17 protein-coding genes are annotated in these 15,333 nt (G+C 65.5%); 8 read left to right on the top strand and 9 right to left on the bottom strand.

Going from position 1 to position 15,333, the window contains the following annotated elements; translation table 11 throughout:
• Positions 1-60 precede the first annotated feature (60 nt).
• Positions 61-528, top strand: coding sequence for an Lrp/AsnC family transcriptional regulator (locus tag Q9235_RS17185; RefSeq protein ID WP_306228321.1), 468 nt, complete (start codon positions 61-63; stop codon positions 526-528).
• 12 nt (positions 529-540) lie between these two features.
• Here the strand turns inward: Q9235_RS17185 and Q9235_RS17180 are convergent, their stop codons facing one another.
• Complete coding sequence (locus Q9235_RS17180; protein ID WP_306223026.1) at positions 541-2,163, bottom strand: peptide chain release factor 3; 1,623 nt, start codon at positions 2,161-2,163, stop codon at positions 541-543.
• Between the two features lie 195 nt (positions 2,164-2,358).
• Here Q9235_RS17180 and Q9235_RS17175 point away from each other — a divergent pair, with 195 nt between their 5' ends.
• Positions 2,359-3,720 (top strand): APC family permease, encoded by a 1,362-nt coding sequence (locus Q9235_RS17175; RefSeq protein WP_306223025.1) that lies wholly within the window; start codon positions 2,359-2,361, stop codon positions 3,718-3,720.
• Positions 3,721-3,741: 21 nt separating this feature from the next.
• Positions 3,742-4,593, top strand: a complete 852-nt coding sequence (locus tag Q9235_RS17170; RefSeq protein ID WP_306223024.1) for an SAM-dependent methyltransferase — start codon at positions 3,742-3,744, stop codon at positions 4,591-4,593.
• A 21-nt stretch (positions 4,594-4,614) separates the two neighbouring features.
• Here Q9235_RS17170 and Q9235_RS17165 read toward each other — a convergent pair whose 3' ends face one another.
• From Q9235_RS17165 to Q9235_RS17155, 3 genes are all read right to left on the bottom strand, one after another.
• Positions 4,615-5,385, bottom strand: a complete 771-nt coding sequence (locus tag Q9235_RS17165; RefSeq protein WP_306223023.1) for an ABC transporter permease — start codon at positions 5,383-5,385, stop codon at positions 4,615-4,617.
• The gene (locus Q9235_RS17160; RefSeq protein WP_306223022.1) at positions 5,385-6,323 is read right to left on the bottom strand and encodes an ABC transporter ATP-binding protein; all 939 of its coding nucleotides are present in this window, start codon (positions 6,321-6,323) and stop codon (positions 5,385-5,387) included. Before Q9235_RS17160 ends, Q9235_RS17165 begins: the two co-directional genes overlap by 1 nt.
• Before the next feature lie 297 nt (positions 6,324-6,620).
• Positions 6,621-7,256: a hypothetical protein gene (locus Q9235_RS17155; RefSeq protein ID WP_306223021.1), complete on the bottom strand. Its 636-nt coding sequence runs from the start codon at positions 7,254-7,256 to the stop codon at positions 6,621-6,623.
• 205 nt (positions 7,257-7,461) lie between these two features.
• Between Q9235_RS17155 and Q9235_RS17150 the strand changes: the two genes are divergently transcribed.
• From Q9235_RS17150 to Q9235_RS17135, 4 genes are read left to right on the top strand one after another with little or no spacing between them, the layout of a single operon-like run.
• Positions 7,462-7,830 carry a DMT family transporter gene (locus tag Q9235_RS17150; RefSeq protein ID WP_306223020.1) on the top strand — a complete coding sequence of 123 codons (369 nt, stop codon included), beginning with the start codon at positions 7,462-7,464 and terminating at the stop codon, positions 7,828-7,830.
• Positions 7,831-7,838: 8 nt separating this feature from the next.
• Positions 7,839-7,961, top strand: a complete 123-nt coding sequence (locus tag Q9235_RS17145; protein WP_306223019.1) for a hypothetical protein — start codon at positions 7,839-7,841, stop codon at positions 7,959-7,961.
• Positions 7,962-7,965: 4 nt separating this feature from the next.
• On the top strand, positions 7,966-8,970 hold the full coding sequence (locus Q9235_RS17140; protein WP_306223018.1) for an NAD-dependent epimerase/dehydratase family protein: 1,005 nt from the start codon (positions 7,966-7,968) through the stop codon (positions 8,968-8,970).
• Positions 8,967-10,415: an aspartate aminotransferase family protein gene (locus tag Q9235_RS17135; RefSeq protein ID WP_306223017.1), complete on the top strand. Its 1,449-nt coding sequence runs from the start codon at positions 8,967-8,969 to the stop codon at positions 10,413-10,415. Before Q9235_RS17140 ends, Q9235_RS17135 begins: the two co-directional genes overlap by 4 nt.
• An 84-nt stretch (positions 10,416-10,499) precedes the next feature.
• On the opposite strand, the gene Q9235_RS17130 is transcribed toward Q9235_RS17135, so the two are convergent.
• A complete protein-coding gene (locus tag Q9235_RS17130) occupies positions 10,500-10,721 on the bottom strand; it encodes a DUF1127 domain-containing protein (protein WP_306223016.1) in 222 nt (73 codons plus the stop codon).
• Between the two features lie 103 nt (positions 10,722-10,824).
• On the opposite strand from Q9235_RS17130, the gene gcvA reads away from it, so the two are divergent.
• Positions 10,825-11,757: a transcriptional regulator GcvA gene (gene gcvA / locus Q9235_RS17125; RefSeq protein WP_306223015.1), complete on the top strand. Its 933-nt coding sequence runs from the start codon at positions 10,825-10,827 to the stop codon at positions 11,755-11,757.
• 88 nt (positions 11,758-11,845) lie between these two features.
• On the opposite strand, the gene Q9235_RS17120 is transcribed toward gcvA, so the two are convergent.
• The 4 genes from Q9235_RS17120 to Q9235_RS17105 all read right to left on the bottom strand — a co-directional run bounded on the left by Q9235_RS17120 (position 11,846) and on the right by Q9235_RS17105 (position 15,188).
• Positions 11,846-12,145: a hypothetical protein gene (locus Q9235_RS17120; protein WP_306223014.1), complete on the bottom strand. Its 300-nt coding sequence runs from the start codon at positions 12,143-12,145 to the stop codon at positions 11,846-11,848.
• Positions 12,146-12,279: 134 nt separating this feature from the next.
• A complete protein-coding gene (locus Q9235_RS17115; protein WP_306223013.1) occupies positions 12,280-12,906 on the bottom strand; it encodes a TlpA family protein disulfide reductase in 627 nt (208 codons plus the stop codon).
• Positions 12,907-12,987: 81 nt separating this feature from the next.
• On the bottom strand, positions 12,988-14,301 hold the full coding sequence (locus Q9235_RS17110) for an FAD-binding oxidoreductase (RefSeq protein WP_306223012.1): 1,314 nt from the start codon (positions 14,299-14,301) through the stop codon (positions 12,988-12,990).
• Complete coding sequence (locus tag Q9235_RS17105; RefSeq protein WP_422678208.1) at positions 14,298-15,188, bottom strand: UbiA family prenyltransferase; 891 nt, start codon at positions 15,186-15,188, stop codon at positions 14,298-14,300. Before Q9235_RS17105 ends, Q9235_RS17110 begins: the two co-directional genes overlap by 4 nt.
• Between the last annotated feature and the right edge of the window lie 145 nt (positions 15,189-15,333).

Raw genomic sequence — 15,333 nt, 5'->3', positions numbered from 1 at the left:
CTCCGCTTCATTCTTCACGAAGGAAGCCGATTTCGATTTCTTCGAGGTGCAATGGCCAAGCTGGATGCTTTCGATCTGCGCATCCTGGCGCGCCTGCAGGAGGATGCCAGCCTGCCGCTCGCCGAACTTGCCGAGGCGGTGGGGCTGTCGTCCTCGCCCTGCTGGCGGCGGGTGCAGAAGCTGGAGGAGGGCGGCTACATCAAGCGCCGCGTCGCCCTGCTCGACCGCGACAAGCTCAAGGCCGGGGTCACGGTCTTCATCGCGGTGAGAACCGCGCGGCATTCGATGGAATGGCTGGAGCGCTTCCATACGGCGGTGCAGGACCTGCCGGAGATCGTCGATTTCTACCGGATGAGCGGCGAGATCGACTATCTGCTCAAGGCCTGCGTCTCGGACATTGCCGCCTATGACACGCTCTACAAGAAGCTGATCTCGCGCATCGACCTCAGCGACGTGACCTCGATGTTCGCGATGGAGGAGCTGAAATCGACCTCGGCAATCCCGCTGGGATTCGCGGAGGAACGTTAGCCCAGCACAGCTTCAGGCCTTCGTGACCTTCTGGTAGTCCTTCACGTCCGAGAAGGTGATGTCGGGTGCGCGCTCGGCATCGTATTTCAGTGTGAACTGGCTCGATGCCATGAAGACCGGGTCGCCGTCGAGATCGTCGGCCATGGCCGAGGGTTTCAACCCGACGAATTTCTGCAGCGCGACCTTGTCCTCCGAGGAGACCCAGCGCGCGATCGAGAACTGGCAAGGCTCGAAATCGACCGGAAGCGAGTATTCGGCGTCCATGCGTTCCTTGAGTACGTCGAGCTGAAGCGCGCCGACGACGCCGACAATGGCGGGCGCGCCGTCATGCGGCAGAAAGAGCTGGACGACGCCTTCCTCGGCCATCTGCTGCAGTGCCTCGCGCAGCTTCTTGGCCTTCATCGCGTCCTTCAGCTTGACGCGGCGCAGGATCTCGGGCGCGAAGCTCGGCACGCCCTTGAAGACGATGTCCTCGCCCTCGGTCAGCGTGTCGCCGATGCGCAGGGTACCGTGGTTGGGCAGGCCGACGATGTCGCCGGCGAAGGCCTCCTCCGCGATCGAGCGGTCGCGGGCGAAGAAGAATTGCGGCGCGTTAAGCGGCATCGGCTTGCCGGTGCGGACGAGCTTGGCCTTCATGCCGCGCGACAGCTTGCCCGAGCAGATGCGCATGAAGGCGATGCGGTCGCGGTGGTTCGGGTCCATGTTCGCCTGGATCTTGAAGACGAAGCCGGTCATCTTCGGCTCGTCCGCCTCGATCGGGCGCTTGTCGGCGAGTTGCGCGCGCGGGCTCGGGGCATAGGCGCCGAGCGCATCGATCAGGTCGCGCACGCCGTAATCGCGCAAGGCCGCGCCGAAATAGAGCGGCGTCAGATGGCCCTCGCGGAAAGCCTGGAGATCGAAGGGCTTCAGGCCTTCGGCGGCGAGGAAGACCTCCTCGCGCCAGGTCTCGGCGGCGCCATGCGGCAGGAGCTCGTCGAAGAGTGGATCGTCCCAGCCGGAGACCTGGCGGTCCTCGGCGCGCTCGTCGCCCTTCTGGTTGCGGCGGAAGGTATTGGCCTTGAGATCGTATGTGCCGACAAATTCACGGCCGCGGCCGACCGGCCAGGTCATCGGCGCGACGTCGAGCGCCAGCGTGGTCTCGATCTCGTTGATCAGGTCGAAGGGGTCGCGCGTCTCGCGATCGACCTTGTTGATGAAGGTGACGATCGGGATGTCGCGGAGGCGGCAGACCTCGAACAGCTTCTTGGTACGGTCCTCGATGCCCTTGGCGGCGTCGATCACCATGACGGCGGCGTCGACGGCGGTGAGCGTCCGATAGGTGTCTTCCGAGAAGTCCTCGTGGCCCGGCGTATCGAGCAGGTTGAAGACGTGCCCCCCGTACTCGAAGGTCATCACCGAAGTGACGACCGAGATGCCGCGCTGGCGCTCGATCTTCATCCAGTCCGAGGAGGTCTGGCGCCGGCCCTGCTTGGCGCGCACCTCGCCGGCGAGCTGAATGGCGCCGCCGAAATAGAGCAGCTTCTCGGTCAGCGTCGTCTTGCCCGCGTCCGGGTGCGAGATGATGGCGAAGGTGCGCCGGCGCGCATGCGGCGCGGCGGAGGCCGCGGACGCTTCAAGGGTCGAAAGATCGGTCATGGCGGGTGTGAAGACAGGATGAGGCGGAGGAAGTCAATCGTTCTTGCCTTCCGCACCGGATAACTCGCTCGATCACGCCGCGCTCACGGCTCCGTGAGCATTGCCGACTGGTTTGTGAGCGGAACAACCGTCATTCCCGCCGCATTCTCCCGTCCGACTTCCGTCGTACGACTCTCACCAAACTAGGGGGACTGAATGCCCGCAGCCGCGAAGGCCGAGCCGCAACCGACCCTGTCCGTTTTCGATGCTGTGACGATCATGGTCGGCATCGTCGTCGGGATCGGGATCTTCAAGACGCCGGCGATCGTGGCGGCCAATGTCGGAAGCGAGGCCGCCTTCATCGGCATCTGGGTCGCGGGCGGCATCGTCACGCTGATCGGCGCGCTCTGCTATGCCGAGCTCGCTGCCGCCGATCCCCATACGGGCGGGGAGTATCACTTCCTGACTCGCGCCTATGGCCGGCCGGTCGCGATGCTGTTCGGCTGGGCGCGCGGGACCGTGATCCAGACCGGTGCGATCGCGGCCGTTGCCTTCGTGCTGGGCGACTACGCGGCACAGATCGTGCCGATCGGGCCGATGGGGCCAGCGATTTATGCAGCGCTCTCCATCGTCGCCCTGACCGCGCTCAACGTCATCGGCACGACCCAGAGCAAGAGGATGCAGATCGTCATGACCTTCATCGAGGTCGGCGCGCTCGGGGCGATCATTCTGCTCGGCTTGTTCGGAGGCGGAGAAGCCCCGCCGCAGACGGCCTCGCCTGCGCCGGCATCGGCCGCGATCGGGCTCGCGATGGTTTTTGTGCTGCTGACCTATGGCGGCTGGTCGGAAGCGGCCTATCTCTCGGGGGAACTCAAGGATCCCGCCCGCAACATGGTGAAGGTCCTGACGATCGGAACGCTGATTCTGATCGCCATCTATGTGCTCGCCAATCTGGCGTTGCTCGCGATTCTCGGCCTCGACGGTCTGCGCAACTCGGAGGCCGTCGCGGCCGACATGATGCGACGCGTCGCGGGCGCACCTGGAGCGCTGATCGTCAGCCTCGCGATCGTCGTTGCGGCGCTTTCGACCCTGAACGCCACGATCTTCACCGGGGCACGCGTCTATTTCGCGATGGCGCGGGACCTCACCCTGCTGCCGCGCGTCGGCGAATGGGACGAGCGCGGGCGGGCTCCGGCCAACGGCCTGCTGCTGCAAGGCGCCGTGGCCCTGCTGCTCGTCGGACTCGGCGCGGCGAGCCGCGACGGCTTCCAGGCCATGGTCGATTACAGCGCGCCGGTGTTCTGGGCCTTCCTGCTGCTGGTGGGGCTCGCCCTGCCGATCCTGCGCTGGCGGGAGCCCGGCCGGGCGCTGCCTTTCAGGGTGCCGCTCTATCCGCTGACGCCGATCCTGTTCTGCCTGGCTTGCGCCTACATGCTGCATGCCAGCCTTGCCTATACCGGCAAGGGCGCTCTCGTCGGCCTCGCCGTGGTGCTGGCCGGGCTGCCGCTGCTGCTGTTCCGCCGCAGAGAGCCCAAGGCCGCATTGCCCGCAGATGCCGCACCCGCCTCGCTCAAGTAACGACCGTTCGACAGGAGAGACATGATGAAGATCGTTCGCGCCCTCACTGCTGCTTGCGTCATCGGCCTGCTCGCGCCGTTCGCCGTCCAGGCCCAACCGGTCCAGGCGACGAAGGACCCGAGTGCCGTCCCCGACTACGTTCCGCGCTCCGGCCAGGCCGGCAAGGACGTCGTTTGGGTGCCGACGCAGCAGGCCCTGATCGATCGCATGTTCGAGATGGCCAAGCTGACGAAGGACGACTACCTCGTCGATCTCGGATCGGGCGACGGGCGCACCGTCATCTCGGCGGCCAAGCGCGGCGTGCGCGCGCTCGGCATCGAGTACAATCCCGACATGGTGAAGCTCTCCCAGCGGACAGCCCAGGCCGAGGGCGTGACCGAGCGGGCGCGCTTCGTCGAGGGCGACATCTTCGAGACCAACTTCTCGGACGCGACGGTGCTGACGCTGTTCCTGCTGCCGGAGCTCAATCTCAAGCTGCGGCCGACGATCCTCGACATGAAGCCGGGGACACGCGTCGTCTCCAACACCTTCATGATGGATGACTGGGAGCCGGACGAGACCGCGATCGTCGCCGAAAATTGCTCGAGCTATTGCCGCGCCTATCATTGGGTCGTCCCGGCCAAGGTCGCGGGCACCTGGCGCCTCGGCGATGGCGAACTCAAGCTGACGCAGAGCTTCCAGAAGCTGTCGGGAACGCTGACGGTCGCGGGCAAGGCGCAGCCGATTTCGGATGCGCGCATGAAGGGCGGCGAGATCAGCTTCATGGCCGGCGGGCGCAGCTATACCGGGCGCGCCGAGAACGACCGCATGACCGGCAGCAGCGAGGCTGCCGGCGCCAAGCTCGACTGGCAGGCGACCCGTTCCGGCTCCTGACGGATGACAGCGGTTATCGGCTCAGTTCTTGAGCCGGTAACCCGTCTTGAAGATCCAGCCGACGGTCGCGATGCAGGCGACGAGGAAGATGAGCGTCATGCCGAGGCTGACGCCAAGGCTGACATCGGCGAGTCCGTAGAAGCTCCAGCGGAAGCCGCTGATCAGGTAGACCACGGGATTGAACAGCGTCACCGTCTGCCAGAAGGGCGGCAGCATCGAGATTGAGTAGAACGAGCCGCCAAGGAAGGCCAGCGGCGTCACGATCAAGAGCGGAATGACCTGCAATTTCTCGAAACCGTCGGCCCAGATGCCGATGATGAAGCCGAACAGGCTGAAGGTCGTCGCCGTCAGCACGAGGAAGAGCAGCATCATCGCGGGATGCTCGATCCGCAGCGGCACGAAGAAGGCGGCGGTCAGCAGAATGATGAGCCCGAGCAGGATCGACTTGGTCGCGGCGGCGCCGACATAGGCGATCACCGCCTCCCACCAGGCGACGGGCGCGGAGAGCAATTCGTAGATCGTGCCGGTGAATTTCGGAAAATAGATCGCGAAGGAGGCATTGGCGATGCTCTGCGTCAGCAGCGAGAGCATGATCAGGCCGGGCACGATGAATGCGCCATAGGGCACGCCCTCGACCGATTGCATGCGCGAGCCGATCGCGCCCCCGAAGACGATGAAATAGAGCGAGGTCGAGAGCACGGGCGAGACGATGCTCTGGAGCGGGGTGCGCCAGGTACGGTTCATCTCGAAGCGGTAGATCGCGGCGATCGCGTGGAGATTGAGACCTGTCATCAGCGGCGCTCCTTGACCAGGCTCACGAAAATGTCCTCGAGCGAGCTCTGGCTGGTGCTGAGGTCGCGGAAGCGGATACCGGCCTCGGCCAGGCCCTGCAGCAAGGTGGTGATGCCGGTGCGCTCGGCCTGCGTGTCATAGGTGTAGACGATCTCGTCGCCGGCGGCCGAGAGCTTGAGGTCGAAGCTCGCCAGAGGCTCGGGGATCGCTGTGATCGGCTGCTGGAGCTGGAGCGAGAGCTGCTTCTTGCCGAGCTTGCGCATCAGCTCGGCTTTCTCTTCCACCAGAATGATCTCGCCCTTGGAGATGACGCCGACGCGGTCGGCCATCTCCTCGGCTTCCTCGATATAGTGGGTGGTCAGGATGATGGTGACGCCGTCGTCGCGCAGCCGGCGCACCATTCGCCACATGTCCTGCCTGAGCTCGACATCGACGCCGGCGGTGGGCTCGTCGAGGAAGAGGATGCGCGGCTCGTGCGAGAGCGCCTTGGCGATCATGACGCGCCGCTTCATGCCGCCCGAGAGCATGCGGATCTGGCTGTCCTTCTTCTCCCAGAGCGAGAGGTCCTTGAGGATACGCTCGATCAGGGCGGGGTCGCGCGGCTTGCCGAACAGGCCACGGCTGAAATTCACCGTGGACCACACTGTCTCGAAGGCGTCCGTCGTCAACTCCTGCGGCACGAGCCCGATCGCCGAACGGGCGGCGCGATAGTCCACGAGGATATCGTGGCCATCGGCGGTGACCGTGCCGGTGCTCGGCCGGACGAGGCCGCAGATGATGCTGATCAGCGTCGTCTTTCCGGCGCCGTTGGGGCCGAGCAGGGCGAAGATCTCGCCGCGCCTGATCGTGAGGTCGACCGATTTCAGCGCGCTGAAGCCTGAAGCATAGGTCTTGGAGAGGCCGGAGACCGAGATGATCGGCGAGGTCGTGTCTGACATGGGCGGCATATAGGGGAGCCGGTGCTGGGTTGCGATGGCGGGGTCATGCGGGAAAAGCATGATCGCCTGTCAGTTCATGGCGGGAAGCGCCGCGAAACGAAAAGGCCGGGCGCTGGGCCCGGCCTTCTCCACGCGACGCAACCGCACGCTACTTCATGAAGAACCACAGCAGGATGATGACCGGAATCGGAACGCCTACAAGCCAGAGGATGATGGAACGCATTTGAAGCCCCCGTTTGGAACGATGATGCTGCGGCAACGCTGGTGCGCGGGGGAAAGTTCCTGCCCGCCAAGGCGTCAGGCCGCGTCGAACGCCTCGGCGCTCGGATGCCATTGCGGGCGGTAGCCGTGCTGCATGGCTGCGATGCTGGCAGGCGGCGTGAGGACGGTCACCGTTCCCGCTGGACGCTTGCGTCGCTCGACATAACCACCGGGCGACCAGAGCAGGGCAGACGCTCCCCGCAGCGCCAGGAAATCCGTTCCGTCGTCGGAAAGCAACATGGCGCCATCGGGCAATTGCTCGGCCGGCAGGCGATGGATGCGCTTCATTCGGCCGTCCAGGCGGTCGGCATCGAGGATGCGATCGATCTCCGGGAAGAGCGGCGTCTCGGGGAGGCCGAGGCCCTGCACCAGTGCCGCGCGATAGGCCAGCGCATCCTGGCGCCTGCATTCCATGCAGGGGCGGTGTCCGGCCGCGAACGCCGTCACCTCGTCGCAGAAGAACAGTTCGGTATAGCCGTTGCCCCAGACCTTGCGCTTGCGCCCCTTGAAGGAGAGGACACAGCAGAGCCATTGCCGCGTCGCCTGGATGCGGGCGGGAAGCTCATGCGCCATGGGATCGTGGAAGCGACCGCCGCGATTGCCGTAGAAGGTGCCGCGCGCCGGGTTGGCGAAGAGCGTGCCATCGGGTTTGACGCGGTTGGGAAGGGGCATGATCAGCATCCGCTCCATTGATCGCGAGCGAGCCTAGCCTGCCGCCGGCCCATTGCTGGCAGGAAGGATCGCTCGCGATTTTCATCGATCGCGGCAGGGTCCGCTTAACGCTACGAGCAAGTCGGCGCCGGCCCCTAAGGCATTTGAAGTATTTTCGACCCCATTCCGATGGCGACGAAGCCATGCGGAGCCGGCAAGCGCCACGATGAACGCCTATCTTCCTTTGATCCTGTTCACGGTGCTGACCAACGCCGCCGCGCAACTGATGCTGAAGCGCGGCATGACCGGTGTCGGCTCGCTCGACGTCGCCGGCGACGGTTTGATTGCCACTGTCTTCCGTGTCGTCTTCAATCCCTTCGTCTTCGCGGGCCTGTGTACTTTCGTCATCAGCATGGCCTCGCACCTGATCGTGCTCTCCAAGGTGCAGATCAGCTATGCCTACCCGTTCCTGAGCCTCGCCTATGTCGTGGTCGCGGCTTACGCCTATTTCGTCTTCCACGAGGATCTGAGCGCGATGCGTATCGCCGGCATCGGCTTCATCGTGCTGGGCACCATCTTCATTGCACAAAGCTGAGGGAGATCATGGACCTGATCGTACGCCTGTTCCTGCGCCTCGGCGCCCTGTTCGAGCCGCCGGTGGCGCCGCAGCCGGTCCCGGTGCCGGTGCGCAACCGCGATCCGCGCCTGCCTATCGACCGGAGGTGACGCGATGAAGCACATCATCATCGGGGGCGACGGCTTCGTCGGCTCGCATCTGGCGGCCGACCTCTCCGCCATGGGCGAGCAGGTTCTGGTCGCTGACATCCACCAGAGCGGCCATGCTCATTACGCCACGGTGCCGTTCCTGACGGTCGACGTGACCAAGGCCGAGAGCGTGGACAGCATTCCGCTGGCGCCCGAGGACCTCGTCTACAACCTTTCGGCCAAGATGCTCTCGCCGATCGTGACGCGGGCCGAGCGGCACGAGTTCTTCTGGCCGGTGAACTATCACGGCACGCAGAACATCCTGTCGTGGATGGAAAAGAACGGTGCCAACCGGCTCGTCCATTTCACCACCGACATGATCTACGGCCATTCGGTGACGGTGCCGCAGGACGAGACGCATCCGGCCCATCCGCTCGGCGAGTACGGCGAGAGCAAGCTCGCGACCGAACGCCTCGCCGACGAGTACCGCGCCAAGGGCTTCCGCATCCCGATCTTCCGGCCGCGCCTGATCATCGGGCCGGGCCGTCTCGGCATCCTCGTCAAACTGTTCAAGCTGATCGACATGAACCTGCCGGTGCCGATGATCGGCTCGGGCAAGAACCCCTATCAGTTCATCTCGGTCTTCGACTGCGCCAGCGCCTGCATCGCAGCCTGGAAGGCAGGCTTCCCGAACGAGGCCTATAATCTCGGCTCCGACGATCCGCCGCCGGTGAAGAAGCTGCTGGGTGATCTCATCAAGCATGCCGGCTCGAAGTCGATCCTGCTGCCGACGCCGGCCTCGCTGGTGAAGCTCACGCTCGACACGCTGGACGCGATCAACCTGCCGATCATGGACCCCGAGCAGTACAAGATCGCCGACGAGATCTGCATCCTCGACACCTCCAAGGCCAAGCGCGAGCTCGGCTGGGCGCCGCAACATCGCGACGAGGACATGCTGCTCGCCGCCTATACCGAATACCGCAAGGCCAAGGATGGCCTTAAAACAGCTGAGAGGAGCCTCGCCGCATGAGCATGCCCGCCTTCAGGAATGAGGACGTCGCCGTGACCAATGCCCGGCCCCAGCTCATCAGCGTGGAAGCCGCCAAGCAGCTCGACGCCGCGCAGGTGAAGGAGCTTTTCGCGGCCCATATCAACCCCGGCCAGCTTCACTTCCTGAAGCTGCTCGGCTTCGACAAGATCCTCGTCGACCGCGCCGAGGGCATGCACTACATCACCAAGGACGGCCGCAAGATCCTCGATTTCTTCGGCGGCTTCTGCTCGGTCGCCTTCGGCCACAACCATCCGCGCATCGTCGCGGCCCGGCAGAAGTTCCAGGACGAGAACCGCCATGAGATCTGCATGGCCTTCATGTCGCAATATGCCTCGGCGCTGGCGAAGAACCTCGCCACCATCGCGCCGGGCGATCTCGACATGGTCTTCCTCGGCTCGACCGGCTCGGAGGCGATGGAGGCGGCGCTGAAGGTCGCCGAGCAGGCGCAGGGGCCGGAGAAGTCCAAGATCCTGCATGCCGCGAACTCCTTCCACGGCAAGACCAAGGGCGTGCTCTCGGTCACGGATTCGACGCTCTACCAGTCGCAGTTCAAGCTGGTCGAGAACCGGGTCAAGGTGCCGTTCGGCGACATCGCCGCGGTCCGGCAGGCACTCGAGAGCGACCCCTCGATCGGCATCGTCGTGATGGAGACGATCCAGGGCGGCGGCGGCATCGTCGAGGCCCCGGAAGGCTTCTGGCGCGAACTGCGCGCGCTCTGCGACAAGCACGGCGTGCTCTGGGTCGCCGACGAGGTGCAGTGCGGGCTCGGCCGGACCGGCCAGTTCTTCGCCTTCGAGCGCGACGGCGCGGTGCCAGACGTCACCGCGCTCGCCAAGGCGCTCGGCGGATCGAAGGCGGCGATGGGCGCGATGATCGCGCGGCGCGAAATCTACATGAAGGCCTATGGCAAGCCGAAGAGCGCGCTGATCCATGCGCAGGCGACTTTCGGCGGCATGGGCGAGGCCTGCGTCTCGTCGATCGAGGCCCTCAACGTCCTCTATGACGAGGACCTGATGGGCAACGCCCAGCGCCAGGGCGACTACCTGATCGAGAAGCTGAATGGCCTGCGCGCCAAGTATCCGACCCTGCTCAAGGAAATCCGCGGGCGCGGCCTGATGATCGGCGTCGAGTTCCAGGACATCAGCGAGACCATGCCCTTCGGGTTGAAGCACATGGTGGCGCTGCTGGACGACAAGCTGAAGGGTTCGCTCTGCGGCTTCGTCGGTGCGCTGCTCCTGAAGGAACACGACGTGCTCGTCGCCTTCACCGAGTACAACCGCAACGTCATCCGGCTGGAGCCGCCCTTGATCGTCACGCGCGAGCAGTGCGACCAGTTCCTCGCGGCGTTCGAGGACATCCTGTCGCGCGGCGTCACCGGCATCGTCACCGGCTATCTGCGCAAGGTCGCCGCTGCCAAGGGCTGAAGCGGCAGGTTGCCGACACAATGAAAGAGCCGGCGGTCGCCATAGACCGCCGGCTCTTTTTCATTCGACCCTGTTCCGCTCGGCTCAGGCGTTGCTGGCCGGATGCGTCGCGTCCGCATTGACGCGCTCGACATCGCTGCGCGACAGGCCGAGATCCGACAGGCCCCGGTCATCCATCGCGTAGAGTGCGCGGGCGCTGCTCCGGGCATCGAGCCAGGCTTCGAGCTGTAGCAGCAATCCCAGCACGCGGCTGTTGCGGCGGGGAGCGGAGAAAGAAAGTCCGGCTATGGCATGGCTGGCGAACATGGCGCGCCTCACGAGTGATCTAACTGTCGATTGATTTGCGCCTTGCTCAGGATCGAAGCAAATGCGAAGTTCTTCGCACTGCCCAAGCTGTACTTGGCCTGACATGAGCCGCCGCCACCTCCCGCCCCTGGCTTCCCTGCGTGCCTTCGAGGCGGCTGCCCGGCATCGCAATTTCGAGAAGGCCGGGGACGAGCTCGCGGTCACGGCCAGTGCCGTCGGCCAGCATGTCCGCTCGCTCGAGAGCTGGCTCAGGCGCCCGCTCTTCATTCGGCTGCCGAGCAAGGGCGTCGCCCTGACAGAGATTGGCGAGCGCTATGCTGCGACGATCTCGCAGGTGCTCGACCAGCTCAACGAAGCCACGGCGCGGGCCCTGCGGCCGGAGACGCCGAATGTCATCACCGTCAGCACCTTGCCGAGCTTCGCCCTGAACTGGCTGATCCCCCGGCTGGGGCATCTGAAGGAGCGCGCGCCGCATCTGGAGGTGCGGGTCGAGGTTTCGGTAAGCCTGACCGATTTCGCCCGCGAGAATGTCGATATCGCCATCCGCTCCGGCAGCGGCGGCTATCCAGGCCTGCAGAGCGACCTGCTGATGGAGGAGAATTTCTTCCCCGTCTGCAGCGCGGCGCTGCTCGACGATCCCGAGCGGCCGCTGCGCGAGCCGGCGGATCTGCGCCACCACATCCTGCTACACGAGATTCCGGAAGGCATTCCCGATTTCGTCACCTGGCCGCGCTGGCTGGCGGCGGTCGGTGTGAGCGGTGTCGATGCGACCCGGGGACCGCGTTTCTCGCACACCTTCCTGGCCCTGCAGGCGGCAGCCTCGGGACAAGGCGTGGCGCTCGCCACCAATGTCCTGATCGGGGACTATCTCGATGCCGGCCGTCTGATCCGGCCGTTTCCGGATCAGGTCAGGGGGCCGCACCAGTATTATCTGGTCTGCCCGGAGGCTTCGGCGCACCGACCGGCGATCGCGGCGTTCCGAAGATGGATCCGGGACGAGGCCGCGGCCCATATCGGGCTGAGCGCGGGTTCCTGACGTCGCTGCTGCTCCTTGAACAAAAAGAGGCCGGCGTAAGCCGGCCTTTTGAGTCAGGGGTCTCGAAACAGGGGTCTTCCAGAAAAGCTCAGTAGTAGCCGCACACCCGGCGGTAGCCGATCACGTTGCCCCAGCGGTCGAAGCGCTCGACCATGTCGCAGGAGCGGACGGGGGCGGCGTAGTAGCCGTAGCCATAAGCGGGGCGGGTGGCGCCGGCGATGATGGCGCCCGCGGCGAGAGCGCCGACCACGCCGGCTCCGACACCCCAGCCCCGATGCCCGTAGCCGTAACCCCAGCGCGGGCGCGCCTCGGCGCTGGAAGCCGCGAAGGTGGTGGCCAGGGTGAGGGCCGCGAGGGTCGCGGTCACGGTCTTGCGGAACGTCGTCATGCTCGTCTCCCAATCTCTGCGAGAGCGAAGGTTTCGCTCTTCATGCTCATTGGTTGCAGGGAGGGGCGGACAGGTTCAAAGGCGAAGCGAGATTTTTTCAGGGCGGTTTGAAACGCTCTGGAACACCGGTGCGATCAGCTCGCCGCACGCCCGTAGAAGCGCAGCAGCTCGAGGCCTTCCGGGCTGGTCCAGTCGGCCTCGCCGACGAGATAGCCGACGCTGCGGGCCTCGCGATCGAGCAGGTAGGTCATCGGCATGCCGTAGAGCGGGAAGGGCGTGGGCTTGGCCGATTTCGGTCCCGAGGCCACCACTCCTTCGGCATCGATGAAGGTCGCGAGATCGGCGAGGCCGAGCCTGTCGAGATAGGTCCTGACGGTCGCCACCGATTTGTCGAGCGAGACGGGCACGACGACGAAGGGCTCGCGCGCCGCCGTTGTCTGGAGCCGCCGCAGGATCGGCAACTCACGCCGGCAGGGTGGGCACCAGCTCGCCCAGAAATTCAGCAGGACCGCCTTGCCGCGATAAGCGGAAAGCGGCCGGGTCTTGCCGGCGAGATCGGTGAGAACGAGGGAGCCGGCCTCTTCCGGCGGATCGATCTGGACGAATTGCGAGCTCGGGCCGGCGAAGCGTGGCGATTGCCGGGCCACGGCCGGCGTCGCCACAAAGGGCGGGAGCAGGGTCAGGGCAAGCGCTTCGCGGCGCGTCGGCGAAGGAGTGGTGTTGCGGCGCGGTGCCGGCTGATCGTTTCCCGTGGCAGTCATCAGCCGCAGCTAGCAGCGGGCCGCCTGTCGGGGAACCGTCGCCGCGCGTGCCTCACCGGGCTGTGATGTCGCAGCCCGCGTCTATTGCGCGGTAACCCGCCGCCAGAAGTCGGAAGAGAAGCCCGGGTCGACATGAGCAGCGAAGTCGCGCCAGCGCGGGAAAGAGGCCGCGAAGGTCGCGGATGACATGCGTGCATCCTTGTACGGATTGACCCGGCCACCGGCAGCGATCGCGAGGGCATCGAGCCGCGCCAGCAATCGTTCGGTCCGTTCGCCGCGATTGGGGAAGTCCAGCGTCAGCGTCGCGCCCGGCATCGGGAAGGACATCAGGCCGGGCGAGGGCTTGTCGCCGAAGAGCTTCAGCACCGTCAGGAAGGAGGCCTCGCCGGCAGCAAGTGTCTGCCTGAGCATCTCGGCGACGGTCGCGGCGGCGTTCTCCGGCGGGACGGCGCATTGGAACTGCCGCAGGCCTTTCGGGCCATAGGCGCGGTTCCAGTCATGGATGCGGTCGAGCGGGTAGAAGAACGGGCGATAGGGCACGCGGCGATCGCGGCCGTCGCGCGGTTGGCTGTTGCGGTAGAGCCAGTTGAAGGCACCGAGCGTCAGGCGGTTGATCAACGGAAATGGCGGCTTCAGCGGAAAGGGCAGGGAGCGCGCCTGGCGCGGCGGGGGCTCGTCGGAGGTGGGCGCGTGGTTGGCCCTGAAGAAGACACCGCGGCCGAAATTGCGGCCGCTGGCGAGCGAGTCGATCCAGGCGACGGTATAGTCATGCGTGGCATCGGAGGCGGCGGCGATCTCGAAGAAGCCAGCCAGATTGTCGAAGGGCAGGACCTCCTGCGCCATCTCTGCGGAGGCGATCGGTATCAATTGCAAGGTCACCTGCGTCACCAGCCCGGTCAGGCCGAAGCCGCCGATCGTGGCCGCAAAAAGCTCGCCGTTGAGGTCCGGCGCGCAGATCAGGCGCTGCCCGTCCGAGCGCATCAGCTCGAAGGCGCGGACATGGCAGCCGAAAGTGCCGGCGCTGTGGTGGTTCTTGCCGTGAACGTCGTTGGCGAGCGCGCCGCCTACGGTGACGAAGGCGGTGCCGGGTGTCACCGGTGGAAACCAGCCTGCCGGCACCACGACATCCAGCAGGCGGTCGAGCATGAGCCCGGCACCGCAGGTGATCAGGCCGGTCTCGCGGTCGAAGGCGAGGATCTCGTCGAGGCCGCGCGCATCGATCAGCGTGCCGCCGTCGTTCAGGCAGGAATCGCCATAGGAACGGCCATTGCCATAGGCGAGGAGGGGGCGACGCGGGCGATGCGGTGCATCCAGCCAGTCGCGGGCATCGACGATCGTGCTGCCGCGGGCTGCCAATCCGCCCCAGGAGCGATAGTCCGAGAGCGGCGCGGTCACGGCACGAAGGTCGCAGCGACCATTATCAGGACCACCAAAAGCCCCATGAACTGGCTGCGCCAGTCGCGGATCATGAAGACCAGCGGATCATCCGGCATATGGCCGCGGCGGGCCAGGAACCAGATCCGGGCCATCTGGTAGAGGATGATCGGGCAGATCAGCCAGATCAGCTTCGGCTGGCTGTAGAGCTGCTTCACATTGGCGCTGTCGACATAGAGCGCCATGATCAGCGCGCAGGTGCAGCCCGAGGCCATGCCGAGCTGGGACAGCGCCTCGATATCCTCGGCCTGATATCCTCGGCCCGCCTTCTTCAGGCCGGACTGGTCCTGGGTCAGGCGCAGTTCGGCATAGCGCTTCACCAGGGCCAGGCTGAGGAACAGGAACATCGCGAAGGCGAGCAGCCAGGATGAGACGGGGATCGCCGCAGCGGCATTGCCGGCGAGGATGCGCAGGGTGTGCATGGCGGCGAGGCCGAGCACGTCGACCAGAAGCTTGCGCTTGAGGAAGAGCAGATAGGCCAGGGCCAGGAAGAGATAGGCCAGCAGCGCGAGCAGGAAGTTCTTCGGCTGCGGCACCAGCGGCACCAGTGAAAAGGCGGCGATCAGCAGCACCGGTACGGCGGCATAGGCCTGTGCCGCCGTGATCTCGCCGGCGGCGAGCGGGCGTTTGCATTTGGTCGGATGGCGCCGGTCGGCTTCGACATCTTTGATGTCGTTGAGGAGATAGACTGCGGAGGCGATCAGGCTGAAGGCGACGAAGGCGACCAGGCCGAGCCAGAGCGCGTGCAGATCGAAGGCATCATGATTGAGCAGGATTGGGACGAAGACCAAGCCGTTCTTGAGCCAGTGGTGCGGCCGCATCGCCCGGATCATCGCGGTCACAGACATGGTTCGGCCCGTCTCCTCCAAGACATGCGTCGGCCTCCGCACTGCGGAACCCGACTGCCGGTTCAGCCGGCGCGGCGGTTATCGGCGGGCAACTCCTAAGCGCCGGTGCATAGGGCGTCGAAACCGGCTGTGATTTCAAAGCCAT

Source organism: Bosea beijingensis, from assembly GCF_030758975.1.
GTDB lineage: Bacteria > Pseudomonadota > Alphaproteobacteria > Rhizobiales > Beijerinckiaceae > Allobosea > Allobosea beijingensis.
The sequence above is the reverse complement of the archived record's forward strand: the minus strand, read 5'-3'. Positions and strand labels throughout refer to the sequence as shown.